Below are 16,213 nucleotides of genomic sequence, written 5' to 3'. Positions count from 1 at the left end.
CGAGACCAGTTTCCACAGAGCAAGAGTACCAAGCGGGCGATGACCCCTATTCCCCCCGAACGCCTCGACGCGATCCTGACCCGCCACGACATCGTCACGGCGACGCTCAGCGCCGGCTCGGCCGATTCCGAGACCTTCGTCCAGCTCTCGCGCGAGTTGTCGGAACTGGAGGGCGTTGTCTCGGCGATCCACGCCTATCGTGCCGCGGCCGAGAACCTCGCCGGGATCGAGGCCATGATCGACGAGCCCGGCAGCGATGCCGAGATGCGGGCGCTCGCCGCCGCCGAGAAGCCGGAGGCGGAAGAGGCGGTCGAGCAGGCTCATCGCGCGCTCCAGCTCATGCTGCTGCCGAAGGACGCCGCCGACGAAAAGAGTGCGATTCTCGAGATCCGCGCCGGAACCGGCGGCGACGAGGCTGCGCTCTTTGCGGGAGACCTCTTCCGCATGTACGCGAAGTACGCGGAGGCCAAGGGCTGGAAGGTCGAGGTGATCTCGGAGAGCGAAGGCACCGTCGGCGGCTATCGCGAGGTGATCGCAGAGGTGAAGGGCCGCGGCGTCTTCGCCAAGCTCAAGTTCGAGAGCGGTGCCCACAGGGTCCAGCGCGTGCCCGATACCGAGACGCAGGGCCGCATCCACACCTCGGCGGCCACGGTTGCGGTCCTGCCGGAGGCCGAGGAGGTCGACATCGTCGTCAACGATGCCGACCTGAAGATCGACACCATGCGCTCGCAGGGAGCCGGCGGCCAGCACGTCAACAAGACCGAATCGGCGATCCGGATCACTCACTTGCCGAGCGGAATCGTGATCTTCGTCCAGGAGGAGCGCTCGCAGCACAAGAATCGCGCCCGGGCGATGTCGCTGCTGAGGGCCAAGCTCTACGATGCCGAGCGTACCGCCAAGGATTCGGCGCGCGCCGCCGACCGCAAGTCCCAGGTCGGGTCGGGCGACCGCTCCGAGCGCATCCGCACCTACAATTTCCCTCAGGCCCGCGTCACCGATCACCGCATCAACCTGACCCTCTACAAGCTCGAGGAGGTGCTGGCCGGAGAGGCCCTCGACGAATTCGTTGACGCCCTGATGAGCGAGCACCAGGCCGAGCTCCTGGCCGCCGACGGAATGGCGTGACGGATTTCGGCCCGGATCTGACGCGAAAGGCGGCCCTGGCCTTGGCCGGCCGGCGTCTCGCCGAGGCTCCCGTCGATGCCGGGCCGGGCGATGCGCGGTTCCTGCTGCTTCATGCCCTCGGCTTGAGCCAGACTCAGCTTCTCCTCGACGGCGGTCGCCCCATCGGAGATGCGGGAGCGTCGCGCCTCTCGGGCATGATCGAGCGGCGCCTCGCTGGTGAACCCGTGGCGCGGATCATCGGTGTCTGGGAGTTTTGGGGCCTGCCCTTCGCGCTGTCGCCCGACACGCTGGTGCCCCGGCCCGATACCGAAACATTGGTCGAGGCCGCCCTGGCGCGCTGTCCGGAACGAACGCGGCCGCTGCGCATCCTCGATCTCGGCACCGGATCGGGCTGCATCCTAATCGCGCTGCTCACCGAGTGTCCCGCCGCCTTCGGCGTCGGGATCGATCGATCGCATCGGGCTCTCGTCACGGCGAGCGCCAATGCCTGCGCCAATGCTGTCGCGGAGCGGTGCGCCTTCGCCGCCGCCTCCTGGTGCGATGCCCTCGCCGGCTCCTTCGATCTCGTGGTGGCGAATCCCCCCTACATCGCGACCGGCGTGATCGCTGGCCTCTCGATCGAAGTCCGCTGTCACGACCCGTTGCTGGCGCTCGATGGCGGCGAGGACGGACTCGACGCCTATCGCGGGATCCTGACGGCGATGACGCGCCAGGGCATCCTGGCGCCGGGTGGCTCGCTTCATCTCGAGATCGGCTACGATCAGGCAGGTGCGGTATCCGAGCTCGCAGGAGCCTGTGGCTTTCAGGAGATCACCGTCCGTGTGGACCTTGCCGGCAATGACCGGGTCGTCAGCTTGGCGATGGCTCGAATGCAGAGTGGTCGGGTCCCGGAAGTTGACTGATGGAGAAAGGGCTTGTTGCGGAGGCCGTGAACCGCTAACGTGAGTTTGCAGGTCGTAAGCGGACTGTTAAGTCGGCTTGAAGTAAGAACGGATGTGGCACTGTCCGCGACGTTTTTAGACGATCTCCCCACGATCAGGCAGACGCGCATCAGGGATGCTGCCGGGGCCTGATCCCTTCGAACCTGATATGCGATGGGTTCCTGCAAAGGCTCCTGAGCACGAGCGCAATCCCCGGTTGACGGACGGACCGCAAGCACGGCGACAGATCGATCGCGCATAGCTCTCACGTGATCCGGCGACGGCGACGTGTCCCGATGGGGCGGCTGCCTCGGAGCCTGCACTACCTTCAGACGCTTCTATACGAACGAGGGTCAATCGAGACCGATGAGACCAAACCAGAACAGACGGATGCGCGGCCGCAACCGCCCCAAGGGTCCCAATCCCCTCACCCGGTCCTACGAATCCAACGGACCCGACGTCAAGATCCGGGGAACCGCCCAGCATATCGCCGACAAGTACGCCCAGCTTGCCCGCGATGCCCAGGCGAGCGGCGATCCGGTCGCAGCTGAGAATTACTTCCAGCACGGCGAGCACTATTTCCGCATCATCTCGGGAGCTCAGGAGCAGAACCGGCAGCAGGCCGGCGGCTATGCCCGCGGTGCGTTCGACGACGACGGCGACGAGGGTGACGACGACGGCCAGGGCGCCAGCCCGCAGGGCTACGCCGCCAATGGCTACGCCGACGAGTACGCGGAGCAGCCACAGCCTTTTGACGGACGGCAGGATAGCCGCCAGGACGCGCGCCAAGAGACCCGGCAGGAGATGCGCCCTGACATTTCCCCCGACAACCGCCAGAACCGCAACGATCGGCAGAACCGCAACGACCGGTTCCAGAACCGTAACGACCGGCCGCAGCGCTTCGACAACCCGCGCTTCGATAACAATGCCCGCGACGGCCAACGCCAGGATTATGGCCGCCAGGACCAGCCGCGTGGGGATTACGGCCGCCAGGATCGACCGCGCAACGACCAGCCCCGCGACGGCAACCGCCAGGACTTCGTCCGGCAAGACCGCCAACGGAACGACCAGGGCCGCCAGGATCAGAACCGTCAGGATTTTCCTCGCCAAGATCAGCCGCGCCAAGATCAGCCGCGCCAAGATTACGGCCAGCAGGAGCAGCCGCGAGCCGACTTCAACCGGAACGGTCCGGCGAGAGGCGATTTCCAGCGCGGCGATTCGGGGCCGCGGCAGGATGGTGGGCGAAACGAAGAGAGCCTGCAGGAGGCTCGCAACGATGTCCGGCCGGAGCCGGTGCGTCCGGAGTCCGCGCGGTCCGAAGCGCCCACGCGCAGCCGCCGCCGTCGCGAGGAGCCGGCGAGCCGTCTTCCACTGGAGGAGCCCGCGGGGCTTCCCGCTTTCCTGATGACGCCGCCCCGTCCGGTCCCAGCCCCCGAGCCGGTCGCTGCCCCCCCGTCGGTCTCCGATCGTTCGGACGACGATGTTCCTGTCGCCCCGGCAAAGCCGCGACGTCGGCGTCGACCCCGCTTCGAAGGGGTCGAGGCTGGTGAGGGCGGTCCTCAGGGCGACGGCAGTTCGGACAGCGAATAGAATTTCGGCAACGGCCGTCCCATTCGGGGCGGCCGTTTCATGTCAGCGGGATGGCCGCCAGTCGCTGAAGCCATGAACGCGATGGACGAGGCGGGAGCCGCGGGCCGCCTCGCCGAACGGGGCGAGGACCCAGTCCCATTCCTGATCCGGCGACCCTGCGTCGACGCCGTGCAGGAGATCGCTGCGATCGAGAACCTGGCCGCTACGGTCCTCCTCCCGTTGCACCGTGTCGGTGACGAGGCAGATCCGACATCCGATCTGCGCAAGGGCGTCGAGATGAGCGCTGACGATCCGCGAGCCAAGATCGGGCATGATGTCCTCTCCCTCGCAGAAGTGATCGAGCGGCAGGATCGGTAGTTGCGAGAGCACGTTGGCCGACACCACCAAGTCGACGTCGCCACCGAGGCAGACCGCCGGCAGGGTTAGCCCGGGCTCGGTCCTGCGACCGAGCATCCAATCGGCGCAGCCGCTGAGATCGAACGTCAAGAGGCCGACATGGGGGTGGCGCCGGGCAGCCAGGCGCGCCGGCCAGGGATGGACCATGTCGACGAGGACAACGGAATTGAAGCTATCGGCGAGACGGTCGAGGGGGATGTCGTCGAGAAGCCCGGAACCCAGCACCACGGCGGTCCGGCCCCTCCCGATTTCTGCGACGGCGCCGGCGATAAGGGCGCGCGAGCGATCGAGGTGCGGCTTCCACGCTTTCCTGCATCGGCGAGAGCGCGATTGTAGCCAGATGCTGTCGCGCACGAAGCCGAGGCGGCGAGCATCCCACGGAGCGGGCGTCGTCAGATAGCTGAGCCAGTCCAGCAGCATGATGTCTTCCCGGTCGCCACATCCTCATCAGCCGAAGGCGTAGCCGGTATCGTCACCATTTTACGGGTTGAGCCGAGACACACCGATATCCTCCGAATGGCGTCGGCCTACGCGATGTCGGCCGGCCACAACTCCGGCACGGTCTCGTCGCGTCCGGCACTTTCCACACCGCAGCGCCGAGGATGGAACAAGATTCCTAAGAAACTCCTTGGTCGGGAACAAAACCGGCCTTACCGCCTTTCTGCGCCGGGGCGGCGGATCGCTCCGATACCGGGAGCTACCGTGTCTACCTTCATTCGCATTCTGCTCGCCATCTTTCTGCCGCCGGTCGCCGTGCTGATCACAACGGGGATCGGGGTCCAGTTCTTCCTCAACATCGTCTTGACGATCCTCGGCATCGTGCCGGGAATGGTTCACGCCATCTGGATCATCATGCGAAAGGATTGAAGCACCCTTCAGGGCGCCGATGGGTCCTTGAGGCCCAGCGCCCGCAGGGTGCCGGGATCGAGGCTGGTGCCGCCATCCGTGGCGACGATCGCCATGCCGCCGGTACCCGTCAGCGCCCAGATCGCCCACCCGAAGCCGCGCGCTTCGGCCTCGCTCCGGACATCGCGGATCCAGGCCTCGTACGAAAGCGTGTCTCCTGCACGATGATTGTCGTAGGAGCGCGTGGCGCCGAACTCGCCGAGGAAGATCCTGTCCGACGCGACGCCGTTGCGTCTCGCCCAGTCGCCGACCTCGTCGAAGGCCTTGGCGATCGATGCGCGGTCGAGGCCGCTGGCGAGATAGGCCGAGACCTTGGCCGCCGCCTCCTTCTCCACCTGCCTGCGCGTCATTGGATCCAGGGCAGCGTCGGCTCCAACATTTCCCCTCACTGTATCCTGCGCCAGCGCGGCCGGCAGGCTGCCCACCGGGTAGGGGAGCCCCGACAGGTATTGCCGGTAACGCCCCGCGAGGCCTTCCTCCGGAACGCCCTGATGGGTGAAATCGTGCGGCTCGTAATGGTGGAACGAATACAGCACGGCGCTGCCCCTGAAGGGCGTCGGGTCGAGGTCGAACAGGCCCTGCCGGTCACCGCCATGGCTGCCGGTGAGAACGAGAAGAAGGTCGGGCGCCTCTGCGCGCGCGGCCGCGTGCAGGGTCTCCATCATCCCCTGCCAGCGTCGTCGGCTGACGGGGTCGTAGCCATAGGGCGGCTCGTTCATCAGTTCGAAGGCGAGACGGCCTCCCTTCATGCCCGACAGAATGCGTGACGTGCGGCGGACGAGGCCGACATAGGAGCGGAAGAGCGCCGAATCCGCCGAGGCGATGACTCGCTGCGGATCGTATTCGGGCACCTGGGTATTGCCGTGGAGGTCGACCACCACGCCGAGCCCGAACTCCTGCAGGCGGCGCACCGTCGCGAGGAGGAGAGTATCGAGGGCGTCGCGATCCTTTCCCGAAAGCTGCAAGAATGGGCCTGGATCGATGGTGAGGCGCACGAAGTCGAACCCCGCCAGCGCCACCGCACGGAGCAGCGTATCGGGCACCTCGTAATCGGAGCCGTCGAAGGGGCGCGGCTTATACCGGTCGGGTCGCCCGGGTTCGAGCGCACCCCAGTTCAACAGAGAGTGGACACCGACCCCTCTTCGAAACGGCGCGGGACCCGCTTCGGCGAGCGATCCGCCGAAGGCCACGAGCGCCCCGAGGATGAGGAGAACGCGGATCATCGCCGGACCTGCCCGCGCTTGGAGTCGGGCCTGAAGGCGACGATCAGCGTGAGTAGCGTGAAGACCGACGAGCCCTTCGAGGACAGCCCGTTGCTGCTCAGGATCACGATGAAGAACACGAGCGTGCCGAGCAGCACGGCGGGTTTCGCGCCAGTCAGGAGCACCCGCAGCAGCCAAGCGAAGAGGCTCACGAAGAACAACGTGCCGATCACGCCGAACTGGCTGACGAAGATGACGATCGAGCTCTCGATGAATTCGAGCTGGAGTCGGTCGCGAGCGATCTTGCGCACCCAGGCGATGTCGGTCCCGAACAGGATGTCCTGCCAGCTCAGGTAGTCGAAGACCCGATAGATATCGACGCGGGCGCGGGCGTTCGAATCGGCGATTCCTCCTTGAAAGCGATCGAGGGCGCCTGCCGCGTAGAGCGCGCCGATGATGAACGGCACCACGAGGATGGCTCCGGTCAGCGCGATGATCCGCCATTCCAGCCGCTTGCGCGCCGAAAGGCCGGACCCGGTCGCCGCGATGGCGATGATCAGGGCGCTGGTGAGCCCGACCATCAGAGCGAGCCTGGCGCCCGACGCGCCGAGGGCGACGAGGAGGATGGCGCCGACGGCCAGTTTCGTACGCCTCGACCAGTCCGTTGCGGCGCAGAAGCAGAGGGCCACCGCCGTCCATAATCCGAGGTCGAGGGGATGCCCAGCGAAGCCGATCGGCCGGAAGCTGTACTCGGTCTCGGTGAAAGGCTGGAACCGGATTTTGAGGCCGAACTCTACGAGGGCGACGATTGCGCTGATTACCAGCCAGCCGACGACCACCTGCCCGACCACGTTGCGCCAGGCCGGCGGGAACAGGAATAGGAGGACGCAGAAGCATGCGCCGGCATAGGTGTCGATCAGGAAGCCGGCATTGCCGCCGCGGCCCGCAAGCGTCGCGGCGAGGATGAGGACGATCAGCCCACCGACGAAGGCCAGTATCGCCCGCACCACCCGCACCTCCCAGGCATCGAGAGCGAGGCGGAAGCAAATCAGGCCGAGAAACCCCACGAGCACGAAACCGTAGAGGGCCGGATGCAGCTTCTCGGCGATCGAGCCCTGGTCGGCAGTGTAGTTGATTGCGAGGTCGAGAAGCAGCGGCGTGAGGCCGATCCGCATGAGGACGAGGCCCGCGAACAGCAGGAACATCGCCGAAAGAAGCGGCGAGGCCCGGCTTGCCGCGGGCACCGTCACTGCGGAAGGGGAATCCATGATGGCCGAAGGCATGGAGGAAGATCTCGTGCGTCTCGCTCGGTCCGCACTGAACGCTATCGCCGAGCAAACGGGAACCGGGGTGTGGAAGAGTTTTGGAAGCGGTGCTTAACCGAACCCAAGGTTCTATCGACTCGGGGGGAACGCGGAGGGCGCGCGGGCGCTTAAGCTGCGCCGGTCGAACCGGGGGAATCAGGACGCTTGGACGAGATGCTGCCATGACCGACCCGCTGAGGGTCCTGTGCGTGACGCCGTCAGGGCCCGAGGGGCGCGGCGGGATCGACCGCCTCTACCACTACTTGCGCGAAGCAGCCCCGGACGGCCTCGCGGGAATCGACTTGCGCTATGCCGCTGCCCGCGGTGAGGCAGGAGCGCTGTGGCCGCTCGCCTTTCCGCTGCGCCTGTTGCGCGTTGCGAGGGTGCTTCAAAGCTTCCGGCCGCAGGTCGTCCATATCAACTTCGCCAATCGGGGCAGCGCCTGGCGTAAATACGCCGTGCTCAGACTGGCGCGTGCCTTTGGCGCCCGTATCGTCGTCCATCTCCACGACAGCCTTCCGGTCGATGCCCTAAAGAGCCAGGCCCTCGCCGGGCGCCTCTTCCTGGCGATTTGCCGCGGCGCCGACAGGGTCGTCGCACTCGGCGAAGCGTCGGCCCGCGCGCTCGTCATGCACGGCGTCGCGACCGAGAAGGTGCGGGTCGTGCTCAACGGCATCCCGGATTTCGCCGCCGACATCGCGCTGCCGAAGCCGGTGGGGGACGATGTCGTCATCCTGCTCGCCGGCCGCGTCGGCACGCATAAGGGCGTCGGAATCCTCATCGACGCTCTGTCACTTCTCCATCGACGTGGCCTTGGCGGCTGGCGCTGCGTCATCGCCGGCGACGGCGAGGTCGAGGATTATGCCGAGCGCGCGGTTCTGCTCGGCCTGTCGGAGCACGTCTATTTCACCGGCTGGATCGAGGCCGACGGTGTGCATAGCCTCATGCGGCAGGCAGACATCGTCGTTCTGCCTTCTGTCGCCGAGGCTCTCCCTCTGAGCCTCGCCGAGGGTGCCTGTGCCGGTGCCGCGCTCGTTGCGACCCCGGTCGGCAACGTACCGGAGATCCTTCGAAACGGCGTCAACGGCCGGCTCGTCACCCGCGATCCGATCGCCTTGGCTGAAGCGCTGACGGTCCTGATCGAGGATCGGGGGCTTCTCGGACGGATGCAGCTCGCCTCGCGGATGCATTACCGCGAACGGCTGACACTCGATGCCTTCGCGTCGAATCTCGCCGCGATCTATGCGGAATTTACGGCGCTCCCCGGCACGGAGTCTGCCACCGGACGTGGGCCTGGCCCTTCCGCGCCAGCTCTTCCCGGCTCTTCGGCCTGAAACGGGACACCTGAACCTATGTGCGGCATCGTTGGCTGGATGGCCTCTGCGGGATCGTCCCCCGGCGAGACAGTGCTCCGGCGCCTTGCCGAGATCCTGCATCACCGCGGACCGGATGGCGGCGGCACCTGGACGACCCTGACGGCCGACGGCGGCTTCGAGGTCGCGTTCGCCCATCGCCGCCTCTCGATCATCGACGCGGCTGGCGGCCATCAGCCGATGGCGAGCGCCGACGGCGCGATCACGCTGACCTTCAACGGCGAAATCTACAATTACGTCGAGTTGCGCGAGGAGCTGCGCCGCCTCGGCCACGACTTCCGGACCGGTTCCGACACCGAGGTCCTGATCGAGGCCTACCGTGCCTGGGGCGAGAAATGCGTCTCGCGGCTGCGCGGCATGTTCGCTTTCGCGCTGTTCGATGCGGCGAACCAATCCGTGCTCATGGCCCGCGACCCCTTCGGCAAGAAGCCGCTCTTCCTGAGCCAGACCCGTGGCCGCATCGCCTTCGCCTCTGAGATCTCGGCGCTGACCGCCCTCCCCGGTTTCGACGTCGGTCTCGATTGGGGGGCGCTCGACGCCTTCCTCGTCGACCGCTACGTGCCCGGACCTGCAACGTTCTTCCGCGGCATCCGCAAACTGCCCCCGGGCTGCCTCGCCACCTGGCATGGTGGTGCTCTCACGATGCGGCGCTACTTCACCCCGCCCTTCGCCACTACAGAGCCGGATGTCACCGATTTCGGCGAGGCGGTACGCCTGTTCGAGGTGGGTTTCGACGAGGCCGTACGCCTCAGGATGCGCAGCGACGCGCCGTTCGGTGCGTTCCTCTCTGGCGGTCTCGATTCCTCGGCCGTCGTCGCGGCCATGGCCCGGCACGCGACGACGCGGCTGCGCACTTTCGCAGTTGGTTTTCCCGAGGCTGCTTATTCCGAGCTCGACCACGCCAGAACGGTCGCGGAGCTGTTCGGCACGGACCACACCGAGTGCGTGATCACGCCACAGGATTTCCTCGACGCCTGGCCGGACGCACTCGCCCACCGCGGCGCCCCGGTCTCGGAGACCGCCGATATCCCGATCCTGCTGCTGGCCCGGCGGGCTCGGGAAAGCGTCAAGATGGTCCTCACCGGCGAAGGCTCGGACGAGTTGCTCGCCGGCTATCCGAAGCACAGGGCCGAACATTTCCTCGGCCTCTATCACCGCCTCGTGCCAGGCGGAGTTCATGAACGACTGATCAAGCCGGCCGTCGGCGCCCTGCCCTATCGCATGCGCCGGCTGAAGATCCTGGCCAACGCCCTCTCCGAGCGCGACCCGCAGGCGCGGATGCGGCGCTGGTTTGGCGGCGTATCTCAGGCCGAGCGCGCCGTTCTGATCGGACGGCCGGCGCTTGAAGCCGTCGACGACTTCCCGTTCTCGTCGACCCGCGGGTCGGCCCTCAGGAAGACGCTGTTTTTCGACCAGACCTCGTGGCTGCCCGACAACCTGCTGGAGCGCGGCGACCGCATGATGATGGCGGCTTCCGTGGAGGGACGCATGCCGTTCATGGATGTCGAACTCGCCCGCCTCGTGGCACGCTTTCCAGACCGTTTCCTCGTCGGGCACCCGAAAGGCAAGGCTGTGCTGCGCGCCGCCACAGCCAAGGTTCTGCCGACCTCGATCCTGAACCGGAAGAAGGTCGGGTTCCGGGTGCCGATCAACGAGTGGTTCCGCGGGCCCTTCCGAGAGCGGCTCGGCGACCTCCTCGCATCCGGCGAATCCGAGACGCGGCGCCTCCTGAGTGCCCACGAGCTCGACCGCCTCGTCGGCGAGCATGTCGAGGGGCGTAGCAATCACGAGAAGGTTCTGTGGTCGCTGTGCAACCTCGAGCTCTTCCTGCGCCGCTTCAAACCGGATCTCGGGGCGGGCGTCTCGGAGGCGGCGTGACGGCCTCTCGCCCGCGCAGCATCGCCGTCTACGTTCCGAGTCTCCAGGCGGGTGGCGCCGAGCGCACGGCAGCCGTGCTCGCATCCGGGTTCCGGGCCGCCGGCATCCCGACCGCCCTTCTGGTCGATCACGACGCCGAGGCCCAGGACGGCTTTCTCGATCAAGGAGTCGAACGGGTCCTGCCGCTAGGCGGTCACGGCCGAAGCATCATGCGCCTTGCCCGCTGGCTGGTGCAGGAGCAGCCCGAGGCTGCCGTTGCGATCGATGCCACGGCGAGCCTCAAGCTCGTCCTCGCACGGGTGCTGTCCCGCGCGCAGACCCGCATCTACCTGTCCTATCACGGCTATGGCGACATCGTGCGAGGCCGCATCGGACGGCTCGCCTACTGGCTCGCTCCGCTGCTCACGCGCCTGTCGAATGGGACCGTCTGCGTCTCCGAAGGTCTCGCGCGGCATCTCGTCGAGGATTGGGGCGCGAAAGCCGGTACGGTGACCGTGATACCGAACCCGATCCCGGTGCAGCATGCCCGCCCTCCCGCCGACGCTGCAGCCCTCGCCGCGCGCCCGGCGACGATCATCGCGGTCGGGCGGATGGTTCCGGAGAAGCGCCACGCGGATCTCATCGCGGCCCTCCGCCTGCTGCCGCCTGAGACCCGCCTCGTCATGCTCGGCGATGGTCCGGCGCGCGACACCCTCGTTGCCATGGCCGCCGACCTCCAAGAGCGCGTCAGCCTGCCCGGACACCGCGAGCCATGGGCGGCCTACGAGGCGGCGCGGGTCTTCGCCCTTACCTCGACCAGCGAATCCTTCGGAAATGTCGTGGTCGAGGCCCTGGCCTCTGGCCTGCCTGTCGTCTCAACCGATTGCGGCGGCCCGCGCGAGATCCTCGAAGACGGGCGCTTCGGAAGCCTCTACCCTGTGGGCGACGTCCAGGCGCTCGCCAATGCACTCGAAGAAGCCCTGATCACCCCTGGCGATCCGGCCCCACGCGTCGCGCGGGCGTCCGTGTACGCTACGAGCCATGTGGTCGATGCCTATCTCGACCTCTTCGAGAGGCGCCGCTGATCAGCGGCGCAGCAGCGTGTTGGCGAAGCGGCGCAGGGCGGGCCGACGGCGCACGAAGTTGCGGGCGCGACTCTCGACGCTCGTCGTCACGCCGCGCCAGCCGAGCGGTTGGACGAGATCGACAAGCGGCGTCGGCTCGACGCCGAATCGGCGCTTGTAGTCATAGTCGCCGATGCTGAAGTCGAAGGCGCGATACCCTCGCTCGTGGAGATAGGCCATCGAGCGATCGATGATGAGCTTGCCGGGCGAAGCATTCGACCATTCGCCCTCGGCATTGCTGATCCGGACCATGATGTAGTCCTGCGCATCCCGCAGTCCGAGGAGCGCCGCCACGACCTCATCCCCTGCCATGAGCGCAGTCAGGGTCACGGTCTGGTCGTCTTCCGGCGCGTCGACGAGGTTGCGGTAGAAATTTGCCGCGGACGGCGCATCGAGCACGTAGGACTTGCCCGTCGCCTGCATCCGCAAGGGCTGCTGCTCCTCGATGGCGGCGAGGACGCGGCGGCGCTCCGCAGGGTCGCTCACGGGCTTGAATGTGGCCTCCGGGTGCCGGGTGAAGACCCGCCAGGATCGCTCGAGCTCCTTGCGCACGGTCTTGCGCAGGGTCCGATGATAGCTCTCCCAATCGTCGCCGGTATGCACCACGTTTCCGCTCAAGGCGCAGGGCAGAGCGTCGAGCAGTGCGAACGGATTTGGCTGCCCGCCGATGGTGGCGGGCATCTTCCGGAGTTCAATGACGTCGGCGGACGGCAGTGCCCGGCGCAGGGCTTGCCACAGCGACGCTGCACCGGTCCGATCCTGCGGGGCGGCCGGACCCAGGATCGGGGCATTGTAGTCGATGAGACCGAGGTCGGCGAAACCGATCGTCCGCACCTGTCCAGACGTCGTGCGGACCAGGGCGAGGCTCGCTGCCGCAGCCCCGGTCGCGGCGTCGCGGATCGTGACGATCAGCGGCTCGATGCCCGGCTGGGCGGCCATGGCCTCGAACCACGCCTCCATCACGACGAGGCGCTGGAACGGGGTCGCCCGTCCATCCGCTAGGGCGGCCGCCCAGCCGATCCGGGCCGCCGCCCAATCGGTGGCGATCGCGACCTCGAACCCGCGGCTCCTGCGCGCCGGCACCGATATCGGAGCCGTCGCCATGGCATTGACCAAGGGGATCACTCAGGCCGCCTTGAGATCGACGATCTCACCGAGCTGCTCGCGGTCCAGCCGGAAGCTGATGGGCCGAAGGGCCTTCCGCTCGCGCTTCAGGCCGGCGCTGTCGCGCAACAGGCGCTGGGCGACGCGCTTGCCCCAGAAGCTTAGGCCCTCCGTCGACCGGCTCTTGGCCGTGCGGCCAAAGCGATGGCGCATGATGGCGTTGGCAAGGGTGACCACCTGGGCCCGTTTGAACTCCTCGGTCCAGTACTCCATCGTCATCGAGACGTTGAGGCAGTTGAGATTCTCGATCCGGTGCGGCGCGTTCAGCGGCCAGTTCAGCATCTCGCCGGCCTTGAATTCGAAGACCTGCGCATGCTCGTCGTACCACTCCTGGTAGGGCATGTTCACCTCGACACCGAGGAGAGCGATGTCCTCGAGGTGTTCGGGGGCGAGGAACGGCTTGACCGCCGGGTAGATGTAGACCCGCTTGGCGCCGTGGATCTGCCAGAGCGACTGGCCCGGCAGGTCGGCGTGGTAATAGACCTGGGCGTTCGGCGACGAGATCAGGATGCCGATGCTTTCATCCTGCGACTCGAAACCGGGCACCCGCTCCCCGAGCTCGCCGAAGATCGCGTTGACGAGATCGCGGTAGCGGCTGTCGACATGGGCGACGCGGCGCAGGTTCAGCCACATCCGCCCCTTGGCAATGGCCTGGATCACCTCTGCGCCGGAGAGGTTGCCGATCTCGCCCTCGCGCCAGAGCTTGCGCTGACCGGGCGCGCCCATCTGCACGAGGCTGTAATGCTCGCGCGGATAGCGGTCGATGAGGTCTGCGAGACCCTCCATGCTGAACATCGGTGAGCGGTTCAGGCTGTGCCCGACGCGCACCGGCTGGTTCCCCCAGAGATGGCTGTGCTGTTCGGTCCAGTTTGTGAAGACGGGTTCGGTGTGCATCGGGTCGGTCTCCTGGTGGCCGTGCCGCAACGGCACAGGCTGATCACGGGATGGCGCGGAGTTTCCTGACTCCTCGTCGTTCAGAATGCAGCGGTCGCCGGATCACGGCTGGTCGCGCTCGGTTCAGGCTCGATGCTCCTTCGCCAGACCTTCGCCTACCTGCCGGCTCAGCTCGTCGGCCCGCTGGCCCAGTTCGTCGCCGTGCTGGCATGGACGCATTGGCTCGCTCCCGCCGATTACGGGCTGATCTCGCTGATCCTGGCGGTGCAGGAACTCGCCTTCCTCGTCGGCATGTCGTGGTGGACGCACTACACCGTCCGCTACTTGCCGGCGCTCGCCGACCCCGAGCCGTATCGCAGGGCCGAGGGAGCCGTCATGGCGCTGTGCGGCCTGTGCCAGATCCCCGTCATGGGGTTGGCGCTCGGGCTCACCGGGCATCTGGACGAGCCGGCCCTCGTCGCCGCGACTCTCGCCTTCGCGGTGAGCCGCAGCCTCAACAGCCATCTCGGCGAGCGGGCCCGATCCCTTGGCGACGTCGTGACCTACACCATCGTCCAGCTTACCGGCCCGATCCTGGGTTTCGGCCTCGGCCTCGCGCTCATGGCGGTCGCGCCCGGCACCACCGCGGTGGTCGCGGGCTTCGCCGTCGTCCAGGTCGCGATCCTGCCGCTCCTCGCCGGACGCCTGAGGCTCCTCAACCGGATCCTGCTGCCTGTCGATGGCGCGATCCTGCGCGCCGCCTTCGGCTATGGCGGACCGCTCCTCATCGCCGGGGGCCTCGGCTGGCTGTCGGTGAACGGAATTCGCCTCGTGGTCGAGCATGGCGAGGGGCTCGTCGCGCTCGGCCTTCTCTCGGTCGGCTGGAATCTGGGCCAGCGCCTGATCGCCGTCGTCGCCACCCTCGTCACCGCGGCGGCCTTCCCCCTCGCCGTGCGTCAGGCCGCGCAAGGGGGAACCCAGGCTGGCATCGACCAGATCGGCCGCACCGCGATCCTGCTGTTCGGCCTGCTGGTGCCCTCGGCCATCGGTATCGCGGCCATCACCGACCCGCTGATCCGCGCCGTGGTCGGTGCCGAGTTCCAGGACGCGACGCGGTTGATCCTGCCGCTCGCCGCGGCTGCGGCTACGATCCGAAACCTGCGCATGCATCTTGCCGACCAGGTCTTCCTGATCGCCGAACACCCGCGCTCGCTCCTGGCCCTCAACGCTGCCGAGGCCGTGCTGACGATGCTGCTCTGCGTAATCGGCCTCCTCGCGGGAGGACTGCCGGGCGCCTGCCTCGGAGTGCTTGCCGGCACCACGTTCTGTGCGGTGGCGGGGTTCGCCATCGCCTCGCTGCGTTACGGCTTGAGGCTGCCGCTGCGCGATATCGCGGCGCTCACCGCGGCCTCCGTCGCAATGGGACTCCTCGTCCGGCTCGACGTCTATCCGGCCGAGAATTGGGGCCTGGCGGTTCAGGTGGCGGCCGGTGCCGCGATCTACCTTCTCTTGGCAGGCCTGGTCATGAGGCCGATGATCGCCACGATCCTCGCATCGCGCAGCAAAGCGTGACGCGATCATGGCCGGCTGCCCCCTGCCGGCCGCACGATGCCCAGCCGCGCCCTCATTCGCATGCCGACCTCTCGCAGGATCAGGCCCGCGAAGACGGCGTTGGTCTTCACGTACCGTCCAGCCAGGCGCCGCGGCTCCTGCGCGAGGCGGTAGAACCATTCGAGGCCGGCGCGCTGGACGAGACGCGGGGCGCGGCGGACCTCGCCGGCGATGACGTCGAGGGTTCCGCCGATCCCCATCACGAACGGGATGCCCAGCCGCTCGCGATTGCGCAGCATGAAGCGCTCCTTGCGCGGCGTCGGCATCGCCACGAACAAGCCGTCCGCGCCGCTCTCGGCGATCATCCGGCAAAGGCCTTCCTCGTCCTCCGCGCCGAAATAGCCGTGATGATGGCCGGCGAGCTCAAGTCCCGGATAGCGTCGCTGGAGATTGAGGGTGGCGGCCTCCAGTACCTCGGAGGTCGCGCCTAGGAGATAGGGCCGGAAGCCTTCGCGCGCGCTCACCGCCATCAAACCCTCGAACAGGTCGATGCCGGCGACCCGTGCGGGCGTGTGGCGGGTGAACATCCCGATTGCCCAGGCAATTCCCATCCCATCGATGCCGACGATGTCGGCTGAGCGGATGTCGCGGTCGAGGTCCGGGTCGCGGCGGGCGTTGACCAGCTTGGCGACGTTGAGCGCCACATGCTGACAGGGTAGCCGGTCGCGCATCGCCTGCGTTGCGACCTCGATGGTCTCGTCAGACGTGAGGATGTCGACCGGCAGTCCGAGCAGATGCGTGCGCATCATGGTGTCCCCTTGGTGTCTT

The 16,213-nt window shown here is 67.3% G+C and carries 14 protein-coding genes; 8 read left to right on the top strand and 6 right to left on the bottom strand.

Translation table 11 applies throughout. The features are described from left to right. Positions 1-39 precede the first annotated feature (39 nt). The 3 genes from prfA to K2Y56_RS02340 all read left to right on the top strand — a co-directional run bounded on the left by prfA (position 40) and on the right by K2Y56_RS02340 (position 3,635). On the top strand, positions 40-1,125 hold the full coding sequence (gene prfA / locus K2Y56_RS02350; protein ID WP_292504521.1) for a peptide chain release factor 1: 1,086 nt from the start codon (positions 40-42) through the stop codon (positions 1,123-1,125). A gap of 35 nt (positions 1,126-1,160) precedes the next feature. Next, positions 1,161-2,027, top strand: a complete 867-nt coding sequence (gene prmC, locus K2Y56_RS02345) for a peptide chain release factor N(5)-glutamine methyltransferase (RefSeq protein WP_292504719.1) — start codon at positions 1,161-1,163, stop codon at positions 2,025-2,027. Positions 2,028-2,435: 408 nt separating this feature from the next. Continuing rightward, positions 2,436-3,635: a DUF4167 domain-containing protein gene (locus tag K2Y56_RS02340; RefSeq protein ID WP_292504518.1), complete on the top strand. Its 1,200-nt coding sequence runs from the start codon at positions 2,436-2,438 to the stop codon at positions 3,633-3,635. A 42-nt stretch (positions 3,636-3,677) separates the two neighbouring features. Here the strand turns inward: K2Y56_RS02340 and K2Y56_RS02335 are convergent, their stop codons facing one another. Beyond that, on the bottom strand, positions 3,678-4,451 hold the full coding sequence (locus K2Y56_RS02335) for a hypothetical protein (protein ID WP_292504516.1): 774 nt from the start codon (positions 4,449-4,451) through the stop codon (positions 3,678-3,680). 282 nt (positions 4,452-4,733) lie between these two features. On the opposite strand from K2Y56_RS02335, the gene K2Y56_RS02330 reads away from it, so the two are divergent. After that, positions 4,734-4,898, top strand: a complete 165-nt coding sequence (locus K2Y56_RS02330) for a YqaE/Pmp3 family membrane protein (RefSeq protein ID WP_292504717.1) — start codon at positions 4,734-4,736, stop codon at positions 4,896-4,898. An 8-nt stretch (positions 4,899-4,906) separates the two neighbouring features. On the opposite strand, the gene K2Y56_RS02325 is transcribed toward K2Y56_RS02330, so the two are convergent. After that, positions 4,907-6,160: a cellulase family glycosylhydrolase gene (locus K2Y56_RS02325; RefSeq protein ID WP_292504514.1), complete on the bottom strand. Its 1,254-nt coding sequence runs from the start codon at positions 6,158-6,160 to the stop codon at positions 4,907-4,909. Further along, a complete protein-coding gene (locus K2Y56_RS02320) occupies positions 6,157-7,422 on the bottom strand; it encodes a VpsF family polysaccharide biosynthesis protein (protein ID WP_292504513.1) in 1,266 nt (421 codons plus the stop codon). Before K2Y56_RS02320 ends, K2Y56_RS02325 begins: the two co-directional genes overlap by 4 nt. Positions 7,423-7,625: 203 nt before the next feature. Between K2Y56_RS02320 and K2Y56_RS02315 the strand changes: the two genes are divergently transcribed. From K2Y56_RS02315 to K2Y56_RS02305, 3 genes are read left to right on the top strand one after another with little or no spacing between them, the layout of a single operon-like run. Then, positions 7,626-8,777: a glycosyltransferase family 4 protein gene (locus tag K2Y56_RS02315; RefSeq protein ID WP_292504510.1), complete on the top strand. Its 1,152-nt coding sequence runs from the start codon at positions 7,626-7,628 to the stop codon at positions 8,775-8,777. Between the two features lie 18 nt (positions 8,778-8,795). Continuing rightward, on the top strand, positions 8,796-10,694 hold the full coding sequence (gene asnB, locus K2Y56_RS02310; RefSeq protein ID WP_292504509.1) for an asparagine synthase (glutamine-hydrolyzing): 1,899 nt from the start codon (positions 8,796-8,798) through the stop codon (positions 10,692-10,694). Then, positions 10,691-11,758: a glycosyltransferase gene (locus K2Y56_RS02305; RefSeq protein ID WP_292504507.1), complete on the top strand. Its 1,068-nt coding sequence runs from the start codon at positions 10,691-10,693 to the stop codon at positions 11,756-11,758. Before asnB ends, K2Y56_RS02305 begins: the two co-directional genes overlap by 4 nt. Here the strand turns inward: K2Y56_RS02305 and K2Y56_RS02300 are convergent, their stop codons facing one another. Both K2Y56_RS02300 and K2Y56_RS02295 read right to left on the bottom strand, forming a co-directional pair. Next, positions 11,759-12,922, bottom strand: a complete 1,164-nt coding sequence (locus K2Y56_RS02300; RefSeq protein WP_292504506.1) for a GNAT family N-acetyltransferase — start codon at positions 12,920-12,922, stop codon at positions 11,759-11,761. It lies immediately after the preceding gene. Further along, a complete protein-coding gene (locus tag K2Y56_RS02295) occupies positions 12,923-13,855 on the bottom strand; it encodes a hypothetical protein (protein WP_292504505.1) in 933 nt (310 codons plus the stop codon). A gap of 132 nt (positions 13,856-13,987) precedes the next feature. Between K2Y56_RS02295 and K2Y56_RS02290 the strand changes: the two genes are divergently transcribed. Next, the gene (locus K2Y56_RS02290; RefSeq protein ID WP_292504504.1) at positions 13,988-15,406 is read left to right on the top strand and encodes a lipopolysaccharide biosynthesis protein; all 1,419 of its coding nucleotides are present in this window, start codon (positions 13,988-13,990) and stop codon (positions 15,404-15,406) included. 5 nt (positions 15,407-15,411) lie between these two features. Here the strand turns inward: K2Y56_RS02290 and K2Y56_RS02285 are convergent, their stop codons facing one another. After that, the gene (locus tag K2Y56_RS02285) at positions 15,412-16,194 is read right to left on the bottom strand and encodes a WecB/TagA/CpsF family glycosyltransferase (protein WP_292504503.1); all 783 of its coding nucleotides are present in this window, start codon (positions 16,192-16,194) and stop codon (positions 15,412-15,414) included. Between the last annotated feature and the right edge of the window lie 19 nt (positions 16,195-16,213).

The sequence above is a fragment of the Methylobacterium sp. genome (assembly GCF_019745455.1).
Taxonomy (GTDB): domain Bacteria; phylum Pseudomonadota; class Alphaproteobacteria; order Rhizobiales; family Beijerinckiaceae; genus Methylobacterium.
The sequence above is the reverse complement of the archived record's forward strand: the minus strand, read 5'-3'. Positions and strand labels throughout refer to the sequence as shown.

Coding starts and splice junctions, on each gene's coding strand:
- K2Y56_RS02295 (WP_292504505.1), bottom strand. CDS start 13,855: ATGCACACCGAACCCGTCTTCACAAACTGGACCGAACAGCACAGCCAT.
- asnB (WP_292504509.1), top strand. CDS start 8,796: ATGTGCGGCATCGTTGGCTGGATGGCCTCTGCGGGATCGTCCCCCGGC.
- K2Y56_RS02325 (WP_292504514.1), bottom strand. CDS start 6,160: ATGATCCGCGTTCTCCTCATCCTCGGGGCGCTCGTGGCCTTCGGCGGA.
- K2Y56_RS02335 (WP_292504516.1), bottom strand. CDS start 4,451: ATGCTGCTGGACTGGCTCAGCTATCTGACGACGCCCGCTCCGTGGGAT.
- K2Y56_RS02290 (WP_292504504.1), top strand. CDS start 13,988: ATGCTCCTTCGCCAGACCTTCGCCTACCTGCCGGCTCAGCTCGTCGGC.
- K2Y56_RS02320 (WP_292504513.1), bottom strand. CDS start 7,422: ATGCCTTCGGCCATCATGGATTCCCCTTCCGCAGTGACGGTGCCCGCG.
- prfA (WP_292504521.1), top strand. CDS start 40: ATGACCCCTATTCCCCCCGAACGCCTCGACGCGATCCTGACCCGCCAC.
- K2Y56_RS02315 (WP_292504510.1), top strand. CDS start 7,626: ATGACCGACCCGCTGAGGGTCCTGTGCGTGACGCCGTCAGGGCCCGAG.
- K2Y56_RS02340 (WP_292504518.1), top strand. CDS start 2,436: ATGCGCGGCCGCAACCGCCCCAAGGGTCCCAATCCCCTCACCCGGTCC.
- K2Y56_RS02285 (WP_292504503.1), bottom strand. CDS start 16,194: ATGATGCGCACGCATCTGCTCGGACTGCCGGTCGACATCCTCACGTCT.